18 protein-coding genes are annotated in these 19,805 nt (G+C 40.1%); 6 read left to right on the forward strand and 12 right to left on the reverse strand.

Annotated features, from left to right (window positions below):
* Position 1: 1 nt before the first annotated feature.
* Positions 2 to 619 carry a hypothetical protein gene (locus ACZ41C_RS07085; RefSeq protein ID WP_464565149.1) on the forward strand — a complete coding sequence of 206 codons (618 nt, stop codon included), beginning with the start codon at positions 2 to 4 and terminating at the stop codon, positions 617 to 619.
* Positions 620 to 679: 60 nt separating this feature from the next.
* Complete coding sequence (locus ACZ41C_RS07090; protein WP_464565151.1) at positions 680 to 1,054, forward strand: hypothetical protein; 375 nt, start codon at positions 680 to 682, stop codon at positions 1,052 to 1,054.
* Between the two features lie 48 nt (positions 1,055 to 1,102).
* Here the strand turns inward: ACZ41C_RS07090 and ACZ41C_RS07095 are convergent, their stop codons facing one another.
* From ACZ41C_RS07095 to rpiB, 4 genes are all read right to left on the reverse strand, one after another.
* Entirely contained in the window at positions 1,103 to 1,543 is a 441-nt protein-coding gene (locus ACZ41C_RS07095; RefSeq protein WP_138256672.1) for a GNAT family N-acetyltransferase, read from the reverse strand.
* The gene (locus tag ACZ41C_RS07100; protein ID WP_464565154.1) at positions 1,540 to 1,965 is read right to left on the reverse strand and encodes a PH domain-containing protein; all 426 of its coding nucleotides are present in this window, start codon (positions 1,963 to 1,965) and stop codon (positions 1,540 to 1,542) included. The genes ACZ41C_RS07095 and ACZ41C_RS07100 overlap by 4 nt, the downstream gene beginning before the upstream one ends.
* Positions 1,966 to 2,105: 140 nt before the next feature.
* The gene (locus ACZ41C_RS07105) at positions 2,106 to 3,026 is read right to left on the reverse strand and encodes a cation diffusion facilitator family transporter (protein WP_464565156.1); all 921 of its coding nucleotides are present in this window, start codon (positions 3,024 to 3,026) and stop codon (positions 2,106 to 2,108) included.
* 12 nt (positions 3,027 to 3,038) lie between these two features.
* On the reverse strand, positions 3,039 to 3,470 hold the full coding sequence (gene rpiB / locus ACZ41C_RS07110; RefSeq protein WP_154917744.1) for a ribose 5-phosphate isomerase B: 432 nt from the start codon (positions 3,468 to 3,470) through the stop codon (positions 3,039 to 3,041).
* 710 nt (positions 3,471 to 4,180) lie between these two features.
* On the opposite strand from rpiB, the gene rnr reads away from it, so the two are divergent.
* From rnr to ACZ41C_RS07125, 3 genes are all read left to right on the forward strand, one after another.
* Positions 4,181 to 6,370: a ribonuclease R gene (gene rnr, locus ACZ41C_RS07115; RefSeq protein ID WP_464565158.1), complete on the forward strand. Its 2,190-nt coding sequence runs from the start codon at positions 4,181 to 4,183 to the stop codon at positions 6,368 to 6,370.
* A 73-nt stretch (positions 6,371 to 6,443) separates the two neighbouring features.
* Positions 6,444 to 7,121: a head GIN domain-containing protein gene (locus ACZ41C_RS07120; RefSeq protein WP_272635906.1), complete on the forward strand. Its 678-nt coding sequence runs from the start codon at positions 6,444 to 6,446 to the stop codon at positions 7,119 to 7,121.
* A 7-nt stretch (positions 7,122 to 7,128) separates the two neighbouring features.
* A complete protein-coding gene (locus ACZ41C_RS07125) occupies positions 7,129 to 7,797 on the forward strand; it encodes a LysE family translocator (RefSeq protein ID WP_138256666.1) in 669 nt (222 codons plus the stop codon).
* Between the two features lie 44 nt (positions 7,798 to 7,841).
* Here ACZ41C_RS07125 and ACZ41C_RS07130 read toward each other — a convergent pair whose 3' ends face one another.
* The 5 genes from ACZ41C_RS07130 to ACZ41C_RS07150 form a co-directional block, all read right to left on the reverse strand.
* Entirely contained in the window at positions 7,842 to 8,348 is a 507-nt protein-coding gene (locus ACZ41C_RS07130) for an OmpH/Skp family outer membrane protein (protein ID WP_138256665.1), read from the reverse strand.
* Between the two features lie 202 nt (positions 8,349 to 8,550).
* On the reverse strand, positions 8,551 to 9,381 hold the full coding sequence (locus ACZ41C_RS07135; protein ID WP_464565162.1) for a class I SAM-dependent methyltransferase: 831 nt from the start codon (positions 9,379 to 9,381) through the stop codon (positions 8,551 to 8,553).
* Positions 9,382 to 9,429: 48 nt separating this feature from the next.
* Positions 9,430 to 11,298, reverse strand: a complete 1,869-nt coding sequence (gene mnmG, locus ACZ41C_RS07140; protein ID WP_464565164.1) for a tRNA uridine-5-carboxymethylaminomethyl(34) synthesis enzyme MnmG — start codon at positions 11,296 to 11,298, stop codon at positions 9,430 to 9,432.
* Positions 11,299 to 11,303: 5 nt separating this feature from the next.
* Positions 11,304 to 11,723, reverse strand: coding sequence for an rRNA maturation RNase YbeY (ybeY, locus tag ACZ41C_RS07145; RefSeq protein WP_464565166.1), 420 nt, complete (start codon positions 11,721 to 11,723; stop codon positions 11,304 to 11,306).
* A complete protein-coding gene (locus tag ACZ41C_RS07150; RefSeq protein ID WP_464565168.1) occupies positions 11,716 to 15,210 on the reverse strand; it encodes a hypothetical protein in 3,495 nt (1,164 codons plus the stop codon). Before ACZ41C_RS07150 ends, ybeY begins: the two co-directional genes overlap by 8 nt.
* A 182-nt stretch (positions 15,211 to 15,392) precedes the next feature.
* Here ACZ41C_RS07150 and gltX point away from each other — a divergent pair, with 182 nt between their 5' ends.
* The gene (gltX, locus tag ACZ41C_RS07155) at positions 15,393 to 16,916 is read left to right on the forward strand and encodes a glutamate--tRNA ligase (RefSeq protein WP_464565170.1); all 1,524 of its coding nucleotides are present in this window, start codon (positions 15,393 to 15,395) and stop codon (positions 16,914 to 16,916) included.
* A gap of 12 nt (positions 16,917 to 16,928) precedes the next feature.
* Here gltX and ACZ41C_RS07160 read toward each other — a convergent pair whose 3' ends face one another.
* The 3 genes from ACZ41C_RS07160 to ACZ41C_RS07170 form a co-directional block, all read right to left on the reverse strand.
* On the reverse strand, positions 16,929 to 18,206 hold the full coding sequence (locus tag ACZ41C_RS07160) for an alkaline phosphatase family protein (RefSeq protein WP_464565172.1): 1,278 nt from the start codon (positions 18,204 to 18,206) through the stop codon (positions 16,929 to 16,931).
* An 84-nt stretch (positions 18,207 to 18,290) separates the two neighbouring features.
* Complete coding sequence (locus tag ACZ41C_RS07165; protein ID WP_464565174.1) at positions 18,291 to 19,004, reverse strand: sulfite exporter TauE/SafE family protein; 714 nt, start codon at positions 19,002 to 19,004, stop codon at positions 18,291 to 18,293.
* Between the two features lie 106 nt (positions 19,005 to 19,110).
* A complete protein-coding gene (locus ACZ41C_RS07170; protein WP_464565176.1) occupies positions 19,111 to 19,746 on the reverse strand; it encodes a YdeI/OmpD-associated family protein in 636 nt (211 codons plus the stop codon).
* Between the last annotated feature and the right edge of the window lie 59 nt (positions 19,747 to 19,805).

Consider the following 19,805-nt stretch of genomic DNA (forward strand, 5'->3'; position numbering starts at 1 on the left):
TTTGAAGAGTACTTTTACATCGGACCTTGGAAAGGAAAAAAGACTCTCGGAATTGTTGGACGCCTATTATTCAAAATGGTTGAGGCATTACGATTTTGAACGGGTCCAAAGTCTACAGGAACAATTGCGGGGCGTTGATGTGATCTATAAACATAGAACAACGAAAGAAACCTTTCTGGTAGATGAAAAGGCCCAATTGGATTATATCAACGAGGACCTGCCCACCTTTGCCTTTGAACTCCATTATCTGAAAAACGGTGTGCTTAAGGAGGGGTGGCTTTTTGATTCGGCCAAAAAAACCGATTTCTATGCTTTGGTAACCGCCATCTACGAAGACGAACCCGCCAAGTATACCTCATGCAAGGTCACTTTTGTGAACCGAAGCAAATTGGTGGCCTTTTTGGAGGCAATGGGTGTGACAAGAAATTCATTGTTCGATTATTATCAAAAGGGTATGGTCCCTCATGGAAAGATGGAGATACAGGAATTAAACCCAAAAACGGCCGGTTATTTGTACCATTCCAAAAACAATAAATCTGAGCAACCCTTCAACCTGGTTCTAAAATTGGATTACCTACTTTCCAACGGAATTGCCAAAAGTTTAGCTCCATTAGGTTAAAAACCTGTTAATCAGTACTTAATTCTTGGATTTCTCCTATTTTTTGTTATCTTAACGAGTATGGTAAAATTAGATAAGTCAGAAAACACGGAATTTTTAGAGAAGTCCATACATCATTTGGAAGCCACGGGCTTTGAAAATATCAAGGCAGATTTGGAAGGCTACGAAAAGCCCAAATCCTATAGTAGGAAAGGTGCCGACGAAAAAATTACGCCGGACATCGTTGCCGTTAAAAACGGGCGAAAGTACTTTTTTGATATCAGCCTAAAATCCGAAAAGCCCCGTCTGTTAAAAACCAAATGGTTGTTCCTGGATACCTTGAGCAGGATGAAGTCCAACCGATTTAGAATCATTACTACCCGTGGACATTATAAGTTTACGGACACCATGTTGGAAGATATCAACCTAAGTAATAAGGAACCGATCAAGATTTAATTATCAAAATACGGTACTTAGAAAATATCGGCACGTGTTTGCGTGCCTTTAATTTTTAACCATAGAAACATGCGGAATGCCATCTTCCAAATACTCGGGTCCTTCCGCTTTAAAGCCCAATGAATTGTAAAATTTCAACAAGTAGGTCTGTGCAGAAATTCGAATGGTTTTTGTGCCCAATTCTTCCTCTACAGCCTTTATGGACGCTTCCATGATAAGCTTGCCATACCCATATTTTCGTTGATCCTGTTTGACCACTACCCTACCAATGCTTGCCTCGGCAAAGTAATCGCCCGGTGCGAATACACGGGTATAGGCAACGATTTCACCATCCTTTTTTCCTATCACGTGAATGGCCTTTGCATCCTTCCCATCCAAATCTTGGTACACGCAGTCCTGTTCCACGACAAACACCTCACTACGCAGCTGTAATATTGCATAGAGTTCAGACGTATCCAATTCGTTGAATCTTTTTATGGATGTGTTCATGGGTTTACGTAGTCTTTTATAGTTGGATTTATTACCACCAAATCTTTTACGAAATTTTCCTTTTCCTTGGGAGATAGCACTAAAACTCCAAATTTATCATAGGTAAGTTGTATTCTATCCAAGGATGCCGCAGGGGCGGAAAAAATGTTTTTTGTCTTTTTTACAGATGTTATTCTTGAAATATCTAGGTGCTTTCTATACACGAAACCGCTTTTTACATACAATATATCGGCATCAATGGCATATTCCGTATGCAGCAGCAGATACGAAATAAACAGGTATACAGCGAGAAAGATACCGGAAGTCGTCAGTATGCCGGACGTATCTTCGCCCTTCACGATCATGGATACTATAATACCTAGAAAAAGGAGCATCGGAACAGCTAAAAGCCCCCAGCTAATTTTGGATTTATAGATTTTCATTAAAAAGAAAGTTTATAGTAAACCATTGTACAAACCTATAAAAATCAGAAAATTACTCTTTAAATTCTTAAAAATAGCTGATTTAAGTAAGTCAAGGATAATTAAACACATTGACAATGCCAATATCCCAAATTATCGAGTCAATCCTGAACGATTACATGTTTGGAATCGCATTTACCAAATTCTGGTTGGATGTTAATATGGTTGATGCCGTGGGTATGGTAGAGTTCTTCCTCTATCTCCTCAAGAATCGTGTCGAACTCCGATAATTTTATATCCTCCAAAAAATCGATATGGGCTTCCAAATGCACTTCATCTTCGTTCAACTGCCAAATATGCACGTGGTGCACATTTTTTACAGGTTTAATTTTCAATATGGTATCAACAATATGCTGTACCTGTATGGTGTTGGGCGTGAACAGCATCAATACCCGGGTAGAATCCTTTAAAAGGTCAAAGCCCATAAATATGAGATACACAGCGATGATAAATGTCAACAATGGGTCCACCCAATAGATTTCGTAGAACTTCATCAACAGACCACCGATTAGCACCGCTACGGAAGCCAACATATCCGTAAGCAAATGCAAATAGGCGGATTTCATGTTCATATTTTTATCCGAATCCTTTTTTATGAGCAGCACACTGAAACCATTGGCGGCGATACCCAACAAAGACAGCCAAATGACCAGACTGGATTCCACTTCTTCCGGATTTATAAATCGCTCGATAGCTTCCTTTATCAACAGAACCGCAACAACGATCAATGTGGCGGAATTTACAAAAGCGGCAATGATTTCGGCCCTTTTATAGCCAAATGTCTTCGTGGTCGATGCTTTTTTTTTGGAAAGAACGTTCGCTATATAACTAACGATGAGCGATAATACATCACTAAAGTTGTGTAGCGCATCGGATAATAGAGCAAGACTTCCCGATACGATTCCCCCTACCACTTGTGAAGCGGTAATGAGAATATTCAGTAAAATTGAAATTATAAGGTTCCTGCCTTCCACCTTTGGATGGGAATGTCCGTGTGCGTGATGATGGTGACCGTGGCCCATAAAAGTAAGCTACTAAATACAAGGAATCTTTTCGATCCTTCGTTCGTGACGACCACCAGCGAAGGGCGTTTTTAGAAAAACTTCCACCATTTCCAACGCTTGTTGCAAGGCTATATACCGTGCCGGTAGGCTTAGGATGTTCGCATTATTGTGTTCCCTTGCCAATTCCACAATTTCCTTGTTCCAGCACAACGCGGCCCGGACCTTTTGATGTTTGTTCGCGGTCATGGAAGCCCCGTTGCCACTACCGCAGATAATAATTCCATAATCCACGTTGCCATCTTCCACCTCTTGGGCGACCGGATGTACGAAATCTGGATAATCTACGCTATCGGAACCATCTGTTCCAAAATTGACGACTTCAATATCCATCGAACGCAGTAGACCTATGACGGCAAGTTTATAATCGGTACCTGCATGGTCGTTTCCTATAGCTATTTTCATGTGTTTATAATTAGGTTAATAGCTTGATTTTTAAAAATTTACCTTGGAAGAGGTATTTAACTTACCATAAAAAATCCCTAGATAAGGGTTTCGCGTGTAAGTCTTATATGTTTTTAAGCGTTGGGGGAACGTTAAAACGCTTCTAAAGGTACAACTTCCACATGGTGACCACAAAAAATGATCCGTTTACAACATAGATTTTCAAAAATTGTCAGAAGGGTGTTCATTCGTATGTATATTTCACAATTTAGACACTCATAAGTTGTTGAAAAAAAAGCAAATTAAAATTTGTATGGAATTTTAATAATGCACAATACAATCATTCCTAAGAAAACGCGAAAAAAACTATTAGAAAGTATTCCCCGTTTTTCAAAACTATCCGTCTTGTAATTAACATTAAATTTACATTAACTTATCAAAAAATGAATGTTGAAATGGGTTATAAACTCATTTTAATAACTTTTTTAATAGCCTGATTTTTAGATTTCTTGAGTACTCATTATATGTCAATAACTATTCGTATCTAATAAAGCCAAGTATTTTTAAAAATAGTTTTACCCCTTATTAACACCCTATCATAATCATCATTTTATTTTTAAAAGATTAAAGAAAAAGATAATTATATACTTAATGTTGATAACAACTATGATTGTGATATAACACGTGCTAGTGGATTATAATTCGTAATTTTCCAACAAACAGAAACTTTAATGTCGAAAAAAAATAAGAAGAGTAGAAATCACAGGAAGAACGAAATTACCAAAGGGATTTTTACTGTTTTGGAGAAGGAACCAAGCAAAAGTTTCAACTACAAACAAATTGCCGCAAAAATAGGAATTACCGATGCCCATGATAGGAATACATTGATTCAGAGATTAGCCCAATTAAAGGAAAAAAAACGCATTCGGGAAGTTGCTAGGGGTGGTTATCAAGTATTGGAAGATGTTAAGACCTATCATACAGGTACCGTGGATGTAACCGGACGAAGGAACGCGTATATCATAGTGGAAGGAATGGACGATGATGTTTTTGTTCCTTTTAACAAATTGAACAAGGCCTTTCATAAAGATGTCGTGGAAGTATATATCTATCCAAGGAAAAAGAGCAAAAAACTTGAAGGTGAGATCGTTCGTGTTTTGGAGCGTCATAAAAGTACCTTTGTTGGTGTAGTTGATATGCAAAAAACCTTTGCTTTTGTGCGTCCCTCTGATTTTAGGATGTATACCGATATCTTCATTACCAAAGAAAATCTAAATGGAGCCAAGGATGGGGAGAAGGTAATTGTGGAACTTTTGGATTGGCCTGATGGTGTGGATTCTCCCTATGGAAAGATTACCGAAGTTTTAGGGATCCCCGGTGAACACAATACGGAGATACATTCGATTTTGGCCGAATATGGGCTACCCTATGAATTTCCTGTCGAGGTACAACGTTTTGCCGATGGTCTTGATACAACAATCAAAAAAGAGGAGATAGCCAAACGACGGGATATGCGAGACGTATTGACCTTTACGATAGACCCTAGGGATGCCAAAGATTTTGATGACGCACTTTCTTTTACCGTTTTGGAGAATGGGAACTATGAAATTGGGATTCATATAGCCGATGTTTCTCATTACCTAGAAGTGGATACCATTCTTGATGATGAGGCATACGATAGGGCGACTTCGGTCTACTTGGTGGATCGCGTGGTGCCTATGTTGCCTGAGGTGCTTTCCAATAATGCCTGTTCGTTGCGTCCCAATGAGGAAAAATATACATTTTCTGCAATTTTTGAATTGGATAATAATGCAGTGATCAAAAATCAATGGTTTGGCCGTACCGTAATCAATTCGAACGAACGTTTTGCGTACGAGGAAGCCCAACATATTATTGAAAGCGGTTCAGGACACATTCCAGAACATGTGTCAATTCGTGGTAAGGCCTATCAGGTTGGTGAGGATGTGGTTGAGGCTACGTTGACCATGGACAAACTGGCAAAGATCATGCGAAAGAAGCGCATGAAACAAGGGGCCATTTCTTTTGATAAGGTAGAGGTTCGCTTTAATTTGAATGAAAATAATGAACCTATTGGGGTATATTTTAAGGAAGCCAAGGATGCCAATAAACTCATTGAGGAATTTATGTTATTGGCAAATAGAAAGGTAGCGGAGTTCATTGGAAAACAGAAACCCAAGAAAACATTTGTGTATCGGGTACATGATGACCCGGATGAGGACAAGCTGATCGCTTTGAACGGTATTATCTCCAGGTTTGGTCATAAGCTTAATTTTAAGGATAAGAAATCCATTAGTGCTTCGTTGAACCAATTATTGGAAGATGTAAAAGGTCAAAAGGAGCAGAATTTAGTCGATACACTTGCTATTCGTAGCATGAGTAAAGCGGTTTATACGGTTGATAATATAGGACATTACGGATTGGCCTTTGATTATTATACCCATTTTACCTCACCTATCAGAAGATATCCGGATGTTATGGTGCACCGCTTATTGCAGCATTATTTGGATGGAGGGAATACGGTTAAGGCTGATATATATGAGCAGAAGTGTAGACATTCTTCCGATATGGAGGCACTGGCGGCCAATGCAGAAAGGGATTCCATAAAGTACATGCAGATCAAGTTCATGGAAGACCATAATGACCAAGAATTTTTAGGTGTCATCAGTGGTGTGACGGAGTGGGGAATTTATGTGGAGATTATCGAGAACAAATGTGAAGGTATGGTGCGCATCAGGGACATAAAAGGAGATTATTATATCTTTGATGAGAAGCAATATGCCATAATTGGAGAACGGACCAAGAAAATGTATCAATTGGGAGACGAGGTCGTGGTTATGGTAAAGAGTACCGATTTGATTAAGAGACACTTGGATTTTTCTTTATTAGTGAAGAATGGATAGCTTTTTGGAATGAATTTTGTTTCATGGAATTGCTTAAAATCAATTTCCGTTTATCGGGTATGAAACCTTAAAAATGAAGCAGTTAGTTTTAATCTTAAGTATTTTTCTGGGTAACGCCTTAGGGGCACAGGATAGCAAGGTATCTGTTGGCCTGGGTAAGTTCGCCGAGGTGAAGGGTTTTGACGGGATTTCTATTAAGCTTATTCGGTCTTCTGAAAACAAGGCCGTTATTTCAGGTGAGAATACGGATAAAGTAGCTATTGTAAATAATGATGGTATTCTTAAAATCCGCATGCAGATTACCAAGTTCTTTAGTGGTTATAAGACTTTTGTCGATTTATACTACACAGAAGATATTATGGTCATCGATGTCAACGAGGATGCTAGGATTATTTCAGAGGGTACGATTGTTCAGGATGTTTTGGAATTGAAGTCCCAAGAAGGAGGAGAGGTGAATGTTTCAACAGAGGTGGAGCAACTTTTGATAAAATCGGTTTCAGGAGGTATTGTCAAAGCAACAGGTGTTGCAAATTTGCAGGATGTTCAAATTAACACAGGAGGCGTTTACGAAGGTAAAGCTCTTAAGACCAAATTCTCTACTGTCAATGTGAATGCAGGTTCCAGAGCAGAAATTTATGCGAGCGATTATGTTAAGGCTGCTGTGAAGGCTGGCGGCGAAGTACTCGTATATGGGAATCCACCTAAATTAGAAGAGAAAACTGTTTTTGGTGGAAGTATAAAAAGGATGTAATATTTATATGTGGGAAGATATACAGGCAGCTATTCCATTGGGCTTTATTTTAAGCTTTATGATTGGACCTGTATTCTTTGTACTGCTTGAGACAAGTGCCATCAAGGGCTTTCGTGCTGCTCTGGTATTCGATTTGGGAGTAATAGTAGCGGACATTCTTTTCATCACCATAGCCTATTTCAGTAGTTACCAATTGCTTGAGAATCTAAGCAATCAACCAGGTCTTTACGTTTTTGGCGGTGTTATCCTTTTGGTATATGGGATAACTATTTTTTTTAAACACGGTTCAAGGAATAGTTCGAAAATTCCGATTAAATCTAAGCGAAGTGACTATCTAGGTCTCATTGTGAAAGGCTTTCTTTTAAATTTTATAAATATTGGTGTACTTGTATTTTGGTTGGGAGTTATAATAATTGTGGGACCAAGCTTGGATAATGAACCTTCCCGAATTAGAGTCTTTTTTACCACAATGATACTTTCCTATTTTATTACGGATTTATTTAAAATTTTGTTGGCCAAGCAGTTAAAAAGGAAATTAACGGGTACTCGTATTCGCTTGATCAAGAAAGGTATTGGAATTATACTTATTGTTTGCGGAATCGTATTGATAATAAAGGGTTTCCTTCCAAACGATAGATTTAATATAGAATCAAGGATAGAAAACATAAGTTATTAAAAAAGGCCACAATTTGTGGCCTTTTAGATTGATTCTTTAATATGTTATTTTTTATACTTGTTATTTAGGATGGTTATGATTTCAGTCGTGATGTCATGGGTTTCTTTTCCATAGAGAACACTACCCCCTTCTCCACCTCCTAGTATATAGCTGTAACCATTTGCTTTACCATAAGCCTGTATTTCCTTTTTTACTTTGGAAACAATGCTATCCATTTCTGTTTGTCCCTGTATTTGTAATTGTTGGTCTTCCATTTGGAGTTGTTGTCCCATTTGTTGACCTCTTTGTTGAAATTGGGCATATTCTTGTTGTGCAGCGTTTTGTGTCATGCTTTGGGCTCTTGTTTGAAATTCCGTAGCTTCTGCTTGAAATTTTTGGGATATACTATCACGCTTTTTACCAAGAGCTTCTGCTTTTTCTTTGTATTTTGTTTCTATATCAATTTTTTCTTGATATTCATTCATAAGTTTTACGTTGTCTACAAACGCAATTTTTTCTTGTGTACAGGAAAGGATGGTAAGGAGTGTTATTCCAAGGATTAATTTTTTCATTTTTGTTTTTATTAATTTGTGGCAAAAGTAAGAAAGCTTTGTTAATATATTGAGTATAGTTATTTCTTATGAAAATCTTACTTTTTATTGTTTTATATTATTGTATACACCACATTTTAAGCTATTTTAAGACCTTTTTTAATATAGGGTATGGTATAATCCTTATTTACTTTTATTTCTCCTTGTGCGAATCGCTAATTAGTTATTTAGCATTTTTAAGAATATATATATGGGAAGAATATTCTTTACTTAGTAAACCTTTGATGTTTGATACCAATCCTATTAAAAAAGCCATTAAATAATTATTATTACCGCTTTTGTACTTTTCGGAAAGTAGGGATACATAAAAGGAATCGAAAAGCATTGGTTTCGTTTGAACTAGTTCCAGTTTGTATGGTTTAAAAAGTCTTTTTATTGATTCCTTGGAGAAGTGCCATAAATGTCTTGGAGTGTCGTAAGCTGCCCAGAATTGTTTGTAGTGTTTGGCGTCATAGGATTTGTAGTTTGGTACCGCTATAACTAAGTATCCGTTCAGCTTTAGTTTTTTTTGAATATTTTTTATTTCGCTTTCGAAATCCGGAATGTGTTCAAGTACATGCCATAATGTGATAACATTAAATGTTTCCTCTGGTATATCCGCTAGTGATTCCCTTAGGGTTATCTCTTTTGTGAGTGCTTTTAGTCTTGCTTGCTGGTTTGGTTCTACCCCGTGGATTTTCCAACCATCTTTTTGGGCGAATTTTAAAAAATCACCTGTACCTGCTCCAATATCTAGGATTGTTTTTTCAGTAGTTCTTAGTTTTTTGATTAGTCGAACTTTCTTATTTAAACTATAAGTTTTTATTAGTTGATAGATTTTATCTATAAATGTTTTCTTTTGATCTGTATGTGAAATATAGTCTGGGTGATTGTAATATGTTTCTAGATTTTTGGGTACTGGATACGTTTTCAGCATATCTAGTTCGGTTATGTATTCTAGATGAAATTCCTCCTGGGTATTAAAGTAATCCTTTGTGGTGAGATATCTTGACATATATTTATTAAGGATTTGTTAGATCGTTCCACGTGGAACAATGTGACTTTACCTACCAAGGTATACTAGTAGAACACTAATATCACTCGGTGTAACACCACTGATTCTGGATGCTTGAGATATAGTGACTGGCTTTATTGCTGACAGTTTTTCGCGCGCTTCAAAGGATAAGGATTTCAATTTCTTATAATCAAAATTATCAGGAATTTTTACAGATTCAAGTCGGTTTAGTTTATTGGCATTTACTTTTTCCTTTTCAATATAACCCGAGTATTTAACTTGAATTTCTGCCTGTTCGAGTACTTCATTATCCAAGCTATTAGAACTAACAAATTCTGACACAGATTCCAGTGTAAGCATATGTTCCATGGTTACTTTTGGTCGTGAGAACAATTTGAACATTTTATCTGATTGTTTTATTGGGGCCGATTGCACCTCCTCAAGAATGGGATTCATTTGATCTGGTAGTACACTGGTATTTTTAAAAAAACTAACAAAGGCTTCCGATTTCTCTAGTTTTTCTTCCATTCTTTTTAACCTATCTTCTTTTGCCAACCCTAATTCATATCCTTTAGGGGTCAGTCTTAAATCGGCATTATCTTGTCTTAATAAGGTCCTGTATTCTGCTCGGGAAGTGAACATTCTATAAGGCTCTTCCGTTCCCTTGGTGATAAGATCGTCTATCAATACCCCTATGTACGCTTCATCGCGTTGTAGTGTAAAAGCTTCTTTTTCATTTATTTTTAAATGTGCGTTTATTCCGGCCATTAACCCTTGTGAAGCCGCTTCCTCATACCCTGTGGTGCCATTGATTTGACCTGCAAAATAAAGGTTCTCTATCAATTTTGTTTCCAAGGTGTGCTTTAATTGCGTGGGTGGAAAATAATCATATTCTATGGCATAACCTGGACGGAAAAATTTGACATTTTCAAATCCTTTTACGGATCGCAATGCTTTGAATTGTACATCTTCCGGCAATGAAGTTGAAAACCCATTTACATATATTTCAACGGTTTCCCATCCTTCAGGCTCTATGAACATTTGATGCGAATCCTTATCCGCGAATCGATTTATCTTATCTTCTATGGACGGACAGTATCTTGGGCCAATACTTTTTATCCTACCATTGAACATGGGAGATCTATCAAAACCTTCACGGAGTAGATCGTGAACTAGGGCACTGGTATGGGTCATGTGACAGTCCCTTTGTTTTTTTAATACAGGTGTGTTTAAATAGGAGAATTTTTCGGGTTTGGCGTCACCTGGTTGGGGAATCATTTTTGAATAGTCCAAGGACCTTCCATCCACTCTAGGAGGCGTACCGGTCTTCATGCGTCCGCTGTCAAAACCTAAATCGACCAATTGTTCGGTAATTCCTGTTGCAGCCTTTTCTCCGGCCCTTCCACCTCCAAACTGTTTTTCCCCAATATGGATTAATCCGTTTAAAAACGTTCCGTTCGTAAGTATGACGGATTTCCCCCTTATTTCAATACCTAGGGATGTTTTTACGCCCACCACTTTGTTTTTTTCCAAAAGAAGTCCTGTAACCATTTCTTGGTAAAAGTCTACATTTGATGTTCTCTCTAGTGCTAGGCGCCATTCCTCTGCAAACCGCATCCTGTCGCTTTGGGCCCGAGGACTCCACATGGCCGGACCTTTGGATTTGTTCAACATTTTAAATTGAATGGCAGATTTATCCGTTATAATTCCAGAATAACCTCCCAAAGCATCTATTTCTCGAACGATTTGGCCTTTGGCAATTCCGCCCATGGCAGGGTTGCAGGACATTTGTCCAATTGTTTGTAGGTTCATGGTAACTAGGAGTGTCTTTGAACCCATATTCGCCGCCGCGGCAGTTGCTTCTGCCCCTGCATGACCCCCTCCTACTACAATAACATCGTAAATTTCTCCAAACATAATTTCTACTGTTCCACGTGGAACATTTTTATTTTTTCCTCTTCTTTTAAGCGCATTTCTTTTTTGTGCTCCTCTTTCTTGTCCTTGTATCCGGCTAAATGAAGTATACCATGGGACATCACACGTAAAAGTTCGTTTTCAAAAGTTACTTGGTAGCTTACAGCATTTTCCTGTACACGTTCTGTGGATATGTATATATCTGCCGACATAGTTTTTCCCAGCGTATAATCAAATGTTATAATATCGGTAAGGGTGTCGTGCCGTAAATATTTTTGATTGATTTCCAACAAATAGCTGTCGTCGCAAAAAATGTAATTAAGGTCGCCTATCGAATACCCTTCAGTCGTAACAATCTTTGAAACCCAGTTCCTGTATTTTTCTGTATTGGAAATTTTAACCTCCGTCTCAAAATAAAATTCAATCATTGCCTTTGAAGTACTCTTTTACCTTGTTTTGAAAATTTTGGCGCAAAGGTAAGGCTTGTCTATTTAAAATTTCTATCTCGTTACGATAATTATCTAGTAATGAGGGTTTGGTGGTTATGGGATTGGTGAAGTCCTTTTTGTTGCTGTTACTTTCCCGCTCTGTTTTTTTTCCTTGTTTTAAAGAAGCGTTTTCTAGTTTCAACAATTCGTATTGTATGGTGTTGGCCTTGCTTAATGTCCGACGCGTAATACCATTTTCAAGGAGGTCGTTCTGAAAATCTTCCATTTGGCGAATAAGCTTTTCCCCCAATTTGCGATCACCTTCATTGATGAGGTTTTCCAACTGGCGTTCCAATTCTTGTTTGATGCGTTGTTGTTCCTGATAAATTTCATAGATTTCTTGCAGCTCGCTTTCGCTCAAACCATCGCTGCCTTGAGAATTTCCGGATCCTTGGTTTTGCCTATTGGTACCGTTTTCACCCTCCCCGGATTGACCACCTTCGCCTTGCCCACTTCCCTCGTTTCCATTATTCCCTTGTTCTCCTTGTTCTCCTTGTTCTCCATTTCGTCCCTGATTGCCCTGTTCTCCTCCTTGGTTTCCTTCCTTACCTTGATTACCCTGTTGGTTCCCTTCCTGTCCTGATTGACCCTGGCTACCAGACTCCCCCATTTTTTCCCCAAGGGACTGTTGTTGTTTAATGATGTCAGGAAGCTGAAACCCTCCTTGGCTTTGACCGCTTCCCTGGCCCATTTGCATGCTTTGCTGCATGTTTTCAAGCACATGTGCCAAAAAATCGGCGAGACTGTTAGATGCTGTAAGCACATATTTCTGATAGGATACTCCTTGGTACATTTGTCCTTCTGCGACGCTTTCCAAGGACTTGTCAATGTTGTAATAGACCTCTGTAATTTGCTCGTTCACAAATTCCGAAAGCTCTGCTTGGCGCAACGAAAGCGCAAACAAACTATCATCCACATGTTCAAAAAGACTGCGTAGCTCGTTTTGGCTACGAACAGTTTCGGAATAATGGGAAATATCTTCCCTGTCCTGTTCGCTCAGTTTATCATAGAGACTTTCCTGTTTGAACGAGAAAATGATGAGGTTGTCCAAAATCTGACGCAGCATTTCAGCATCCTCTGCCACGGAATCACTGCCGGAAGACCCACTCATGGATGACTGTCGGAGCTCTTTACTCATTTCCTTCATTTTTTGTGCGGCCGATTTTTGATTTTGCTTGGTTTTATTGGCACTTTGTTCCATGCCTTCGTTATCCGACTTTTCTTTCGACTCTTGGTGGTTTTGAATTTCCTCCAACGCGTTATCTTGGTTTTCTTGGATTCCCGCTTGCTTGGCCTTGTCGATACTTAGGTCCATAGGTTTTTTTAGATCCGCATTGTCTTTTTTCAGTTCATCCAATTCTTTTGCGATTCTATCATATTCCCCCTTCAATTTTTCCTGTTCTTGTTTTGAGGATTCCGCGGCAATTTCTTCTTCGGCAAGCGCTTGCTGTTTTTCTGAAAGTTTTACCAAATCGCTTGCCAACTGTGCGGCCTTTTCGGTCACGTAATACCGTTTGGTCAGCTCCACCAATTGTTCAAGGCTACGCTCGGAGTTTTGCTGTTTTTTGCCCAGTTCCTCCAAACGTTGTGTCAATTCCTCTTTGTTGATTTTATCAGCAATCTTATTGAGTTCTTCCAAAAGTTTTTGGTTCTTCTTGGCCTCCATTTCCTGCCGCTCCAAACGCTCTTGCAATAACTGGTTCAATTTGTCGTCCTTCGCCCCTTTTTCCAGATTTTCCTTTAGTTCCCGGCTGAATTTCTCCATCAATTGCTCCTGTCGCTCCTGTTTTTCCAAAAAATCGGATACCTGACGTTGATCATTAAAATCCAATCGGTTTTTTTCTTTCTGTAAAGTGTTGATTTCCTTAAGGTTATCACGTTGCTCGGCAGCCTTTTCCAAGGATTTGTCCAAGTTGTTAATCAGCAACTGTTGAGACTCCAACTCTTTGTTATTCAATTGGTTATCGTCTAAAATTTCTTGGGAGAACACGGTGCTTTTAACCGATTTTCCGCCATGGATGGCATCATTGTCCGTAACCTTAAAATAGAAGGCATATTTCTTGCCCTCCTCCAAATTCAGCCCAGAGGGGAACGTATAGTAGAATGGATGAAAATTGGATTGTGGTCCGCTCAGCTCAAGAATGTTCTCATCTTGCTCGCTTCCTTGTTCATAGTAGACCAATTCAATCTTTTTAAGTCCATAATCATCCGTGGCCTCCCCGGAATAATAGGAAATATTCGGTTCAAGGGAGTCCAAGACCTGCTCCACTTTCACCGTTGGATACGCATCCTTGATTACCTGAAACGAATAATTTAGGGTCTCGTATTCCTGTACGTTGGTATTTGAGGTGGCCAATTGATAGTCCCAATTCGCGTAGATTCTTTTGGAAAGGCTGAAATCGTCCCCATTATTGTTAAACAGTAAAGACGTATCCTTTGCAACCAATTTAATTTCCTCGGTGTCCTGGCCTTTTATCTCCCAGGTTATTTTGGTTCCTTCGGGTATTATGGCGTTTCCGGTACTTTTTATGACCTCTGGAAGTTTATTGATGTATGCAGGATACTCCAATCGCATGTTAAAATCCGATATGGCGGGCGCCTTCAAGGCCACCAGCTCGTATTCCCTGGACTGTATCCCACTACCTTTGAACATGAATCGCCCCGATGTGATGGGCGGTGACAAGGTATACTGAAATACTCCATTTTCCTCTTGTAGCAAGATTTCCTTATCCTGAAAAACAACGTACACATTATCCGGTTTTAGCGAACCTTCCGTTGCCACTTGGAAGGTGAAGGGCTTACTTTCTATTACCTGTAATTGTGTATTCAACAATTCGAACCTAAAAGGCGCGGGAGGTTCATAGGCCATATTGTAATTGACTACACGGGAATAACTTCCAAAAAAGGAACTCCAATTGCCGGAAGTCCACAACAGCCCAATAATCATCAAGGGCAACAAGGCAAACTTCACATATTTTAAAGGTTCCTTGGTGTTAATGGCCCTTTGAAAGGGAATCGTTTTCAGATGTTCAGAGCGCTGTTCGATACTTGCCAGCAACAGTTCGGATTTTTCCGTATTATCGGCCAAATCCAAAAGGTTGTACAATTTGTCGCCAACTTCCGGGAAATGTTTTCCGATCATGAGGGAGGCGTCCTTTGGCGCGATGCCCTTTTTTAGTTTGAAAAGATAGAACAGGGGAATTCCAATATATCGGTATAAAAGGAAAAGCTCTACGGCCAAAAAGATAAGAAACAAGGCGAGCCGCCAGGTCGAATTCAACCACAGGGCAAACTCAACACCTACTACCGCTAAAAAAAACAGCAGCCCAAAAGCAAAAAAGAGGATAACCCCCTTGATCAATTTTTGGGTATAATGGGCTTTAATGAAATCGTTTAATTTTCCTAATATGAGATCGTAAAACTGCAATGGCAAAGGATTTTTATACCAAGATATACCCTTTTGGTTTTTAAGGACAGAAAAAATTTGTTAAAAGGCACTTAATCCGAGACTTAACGATACTAAATCGAGAACGGGAAGCCTCCATAAAATTATTTCCACCATCAAAATGAGCCCTTTCCCTTCAGCATCCCTTTTTATACCTTTGTCAAATGACACAGAAAGTTAGAGTACGATTTGCGCCAAGTCCCACGGGACCTTTGCATATAGGCGGGGTTAGGACCGCTTTGTTCAATTACCTGTTTGCCAAAAAACACAAAGGCGATTTTATCCTCCGTATTGAGGACACGGACCAGAACAGGTTCGTAGAAGGTGCGGAGCAATATATTGTAGATTCGCTGAACTGGTGCGGCATTCCTTTTGACGAGGGACCGTCTTCCCCAACCGCCAAGGGCAATACCTTTGGGAAATATGGTCCATACAGGCAGAGCGAACGTAAACATTTATACAAAAAATTCGCCCAGGACCTCATTGAAAAGGGCATGGCCTATTATGCCTTTGATACGGCCGAGAAGTTGGATTTTCACCGAAAGGACCATGAGGAAAAAGGCAAGACCTTCATCTACAATTGGCATAACCGACTCAAATTGGACAATTCCCTCTCCATGATGCCCGAAGACGTACAAAGAAGAATAGATGCCGGGGAAGACTACGTCATACGCTTTTTGACCCCGCCCGATGAGAAACTACATTTGACGGACATCATCCGTGGTGATATAGAAATCGACACAAACACCCTTGACGATAAGGTGCTTTTTAAAAGCGATGGGATGCCTACCTACCATTTGGCCAATATTGTGGACGACCATCTCATGGAAATCAGCCATGTGATACGGGGCGAGGAATGGTTACCCTCTTTGGCGCTGCACCAACAATTGTACGATGCTTTTGGTTGGAAGGCACCTCAATTTGCGCATTTGCCTCTCATCATGAAACCTGTTGGAAAGGGCAAATTGAGCAAGCGGGATGGTGAGAAGGGAGGTTTTCCCGTTTTTCCGCTGTCTTGGAACGAATCTGTGGGATACAGGGAGGCAGGCTATTTTCCGGAAGCCGTGGTGAATTTTTTGGCCTTACTGGGCTGGAACCCAGGAACGGAACAGGAGTTGTTTACGTTGGAAGAATTGGTGGATTCCTTCTCCTTGGAAAGGGTGAACAAATCGGGAGCACGGTTCGACCCGGACAAAACCAAATGGTATAATCAGCAGTATATGCATCAAAAAGACGATGCAACAATGGCCGAAGCCTTTCTGTTACATTTAAAAGAAAAGGGAATCACATCAACATCCAATGATTATGTCCAGAAAGTAGTTTCCCTGATCAAGGATCGCGCCACGTTTGTTTCGGATTTCTGGGAATTGGGCGATTACTTTTTCGTTGCGCCTACCAACTACGATGAAAAGGCGGTTAAAAAGCAATGGAAGAACGACACCCAAGAAATCATGCAAAACTTGGCAAGTTTTATGAATGGCATAGCCGATTTTTCTTCAGAGAATGTGGAATTGGAGGTGAAAAAATGGATTTCTGAAAAGGAACTATCCTTTGGAAAGGTGATGCCTCCGTTACGCCTGGTTTTGGTTGGGGACATGAAAGGCCCGCATATTTTCGACATCATGGCGTTGATCGGCAAAGAAGAAAGCATGGAGCGGATAAACAAGGCGATTTCGGCACTCGCCTAGCCTATTTTTAAGCTATTTCAGAACCTCCTGAACTGCAGTTAGGTTTCCGTCTATATCTTTAGGAACGGGCAAACCAAGGATTTTGCATACCAAAGGGTATATGTGAATGTTCTTAAAAGAAGCGATTTCCAATCCGCTTTTAAAACTAGGGCCTTGCGCATAGAATATCCCGTGCATTTCCTTATGTGCTGGGTCGTAGCCATGTACTCCAAAGGACGTTTTGGATTTGGAAATGACGTTGTCTATTTTTTCCCGTTTCGCAAAATAATAGCCAAAATTGGGCACAACCTGAATTTCTCCCCAATCGGGATTTTTGGGAACATATTCAAACCCCGGGGTTTCCGTTGTTTTGTATACCTTAAAATGGTTTTCTTTCTGGCGCAGATCCGCTAGTATATTTTCAAGATTGTTGGGGTCTTTCAGATGAAGATTGACAATGGCCCCGTTATCCACCACCGTGTATAGGGAATCGTTTACAATTGGCTCTATTGGAATGTATCGCTCTTTGGTCACTTCCGCCATACCATGGTCGGACACAATGATCAGGTCCACGGGCAGACCCGTTGCTTGAATGCCTTCATAAAGCTTTCGTAGGTTTAAATCCAAGGCCATCAAGACAGGTTCCAGTTCATCATCGGCATTGGGTCCAAACGAATGGCCCACATCGTCCATATCGGAAAAATACATCGTGATCAAATGGGGCCGTTGGGCATCGGGCAAGGAGAGCCAATCAAGCACTTGGGATACCCGCTCCTCGTTTTTTATGGACGCATCGTGCTTTTTGTAGTAGGTAGGCCAGATACCTTGTATATTGGCTTCCGAACCCACAAAAAAATAGCTGGCGGAAACCATTCCTGATTTTGCCGCCAGTACCCAAAGTGGTGTGCCGTTATAAAACGACCCGTCTTCCACAAATTCTCGTTTACCAATTCGGTACGTTTTGTCCTTTTTATGACTGTAGAAGGAATTTCCAAGCAGTCCGTGCTTATCGGGGTACATCCCTGTGGCTATGGTATAATGGTTTGGAAAGGTCTTTGTAGGAAATGAGGGAATCAACGAAGAGGCCTTGACGCCATTTTCTATGAATTTATGTAAGAACGGAGGGTGAAATCGTTCCACATAGTCCCACCGAAAACCATCCAGGGAAACCAGGACCACATAGGGCCGTTCCACGGATGAACTGGAATTTTCCGTTGGTGCCGATATAGTTTTTGAACCGCTTTTACAATCGGACAGCAATAAAAGACCAAGGCAAAGAAGGATGCTTAGAATCCGTTTTATTTGGGACATACGCGCAAGATTAAAGATATGCTTGCCCTAAAGTAGTCCATCCGCAAAGCGGCACAAAAAGAAAAGTGTTTTTGTTTTTAAGGATTAGTTCGTTTTGACCAAAACGTTCACCAAGGTAACCACACCTATCAACAAGACAAGGAGCAAGGAAATCGTCTTGAACTTATCCTGTTCTATAAAATGAAGAATGCGTTTTCCCAAATACGTGCCCGATATCCCAATGACCAACAAGAAAGGCAGGTATATGAGATGTTCCTTTTGAATGTACCCATTGTTGAAGTAGACAAAGGTTCTTGTGAAATCGATAAAAAAATCAATAAATGCAGAGGTCGCTATAAAGACGCTTTTTTCCAGATTGAAAGCCGCCATGGTAAGCCCTCTGATGGCGCCCCCGGTTCCCAATAGCCCGGCCGAAAACCCGGACAGAACACCGCCGGTAATGGCATTTTTCCTGTTCGGATTGATTACCAAATCCTTTTTGACCAGAAACAAAAGGCTCAAACCAACCAAGAACAGGGCGAGTACAATTTCCAAGATGAAACTATCCACTATTTTGGTCATGTAGCCACCAATAATGACAAAGATTACAGATGGAACCCCTATGTTTATCAGAAGTTTTTTGTCCAGACCCTTTTTGAAGAGCACGATTTTACTAACGTTACTGAACAAATGGAACAAGGCCGTGAGACCCAGCACAAAATGAAAGTCGAAAAAGAAATTGCCAATAGGCACAAAAAAGACGGAAGACCCAAAGCCACCAATGGTGCCCACAATTTCAGCGACTAGGGCGAGGAGCAAAAAGAGATAGTTTAATTTATTCACGACTAAAACTGAGGGTTCCTACAAAAGCCTACAATTTAATGGATTATGTAGAATATCTAATAAGAAGTGAAACAACTTTTTCTCAAAGATACTTGTGTGACCCATCACAGGAAGGCATTTTTTTGGAATGGCCGCAAACACAATCGTGCAGGCCTTTTCCGTCAAAGATGCGCGAACGGTATTTTTCGATTCTGGAAGTTCTGGTGGCCGATTGCTTTGCGCCTGAAAAGAACAACATATATCCCTTTTGCCTACCGGGTGTGAGGCTTTGAAAGGCATTTTGGAATTCGGCATCCTGTTGAAAGGCGACTTCCAATTCGTCGGGAAGCTCCAGTTCGTCGGGGGTGTTGAATTCGACCTTCTGTCCCGACTTTTCAACTTCGATCGCCTCAAAAACATAGGCTTTTATAACGGGTTTTAACCGATGGATTTCGGCCGTATCTGTAAATGGGACTATTCTTCCGGATTGCGTGTTTTCGCCTTGTTGTTTCAAAATACCTTCGGAATCTTTGAGGAGCACACCCTTGAAAAAACTCAAACAACAAAAGTCCTTGAACGCACCCAGAATAACTACATTTTTGCCCTTAATGGTATAGCAGGGTGCACGCCACTTAAAGGTTTCTTCAAGACCACAGGAAAGCACGATTTCCCGTAATAATTGAAGTTCATGGGACCATTTTTCTTGTTTTGAAATAAATTCAGAAACGTTGTTATCCAAAATATTAATGGCTTAAAGGCATGTACAAATAGTTCTGGTTTCCGTTGCAAACCGTATTG

The sequence above is a fragment of the Maribacter sp. C-4077 genome (assembly GCF_055378385.1).

Bases quoted from the DNA above. Each gene is read 5' to 3' on its own strand.
- ybeY (WP_464565166.1), bottom strand. From the start codon at position 11,723: ATGATTGAATTTTATTTTGAGACGGAGGTTAAAATTTCCAATACAGAA.
- ACZ41C_RS07135 (WP_464565162.1), bottom strand. From the start codon at position 9,381: ATGTCAAGATATCTCACCACAAAGGATTACTTTAATACCCAGGAGGAA.
- rpiB (WP_154917744.1), bottom strand. From the start codon at position 3,470: ATGAAAATAGCTATAGGAAACGACCATGCAGGTACCGATTATAAACTT.
- mnmG (WP_464565164.1), bottom strand. From the start codon at position 11,298: ATGTTTGGAGAAATTTACGATGTTATTGTAGTAGGAGGGGGTCATGCA.
- ACZ41C_RS07160 (WP_464565172.1), bottom strand. From the start codon at position 18,206: ATGTCCCAAATAAAACGGATTCTAAGCATCCTTCTTTGCCTTGGTCTT.
- ACZ41C_RS07130 (WP_138256665.1), bottom strand. From the start codon at position 8,348: ATGAAAAAATTAATCCTTGGAATAACACTCCTTACCATCCTTTCCTGT.
- ACZ41C_RS07105 (WP_464565156.1), bottom strand. From the start codon at position 3,026: ATGGGCCACGGTCACCATCATCACGCACACGGACATTCCCATCCAAAG.
- ACZ41C_RS07125 (WP_138256666.1), top strand. From the start codon at position 7,129: ATGTGGGAAGATATACAGGCAGCTATTCCATTGGGCTTTATTTTAAGC.
- gltX (WP_464565170.1), top strand. From the start codon at position 15,393: ATGACACAGAAAGTTAGAGTACGATTTGCGCCAAGTCCCACGGGACCT.
- ACZ41C_RS07120 (WP_272635906.1), top strand. From the start codon at position 6,444: ATGAAGCAGTTAGTTTTAATCTTAAGTATTTTTCTGGGTAACGCCTTA.
- rnr (WP_464565158.1), top strand. From the start codon at position 4,181: ATGTCGAAAAAAAATAAGAAGAGTAGAAATCACAGGAAGAACGAAATT.
- ACZ41C_RS07090 (WP_464565151.1), top strand. From the start codon at position 680: ATGGTAAAATTAGATAAGTCAGAAAACACGGAATTTTTAGAGAAGTCC.
- ACZ41C_RS07095 (WP_138256672.1), bottom strand. From the start codon at position 1,543: ATGAACACATCCATAAAAAGATTCAACGAATTGGATACGTCTGAACTC.
- ACZ41C_RS07100 (WP_464565154.1), bottom strand. From the start codon at position 1,965: ATGAAAATCTATAAATCCAAAATTAGCTGGGGGCTTTTAGCTGTTCCG.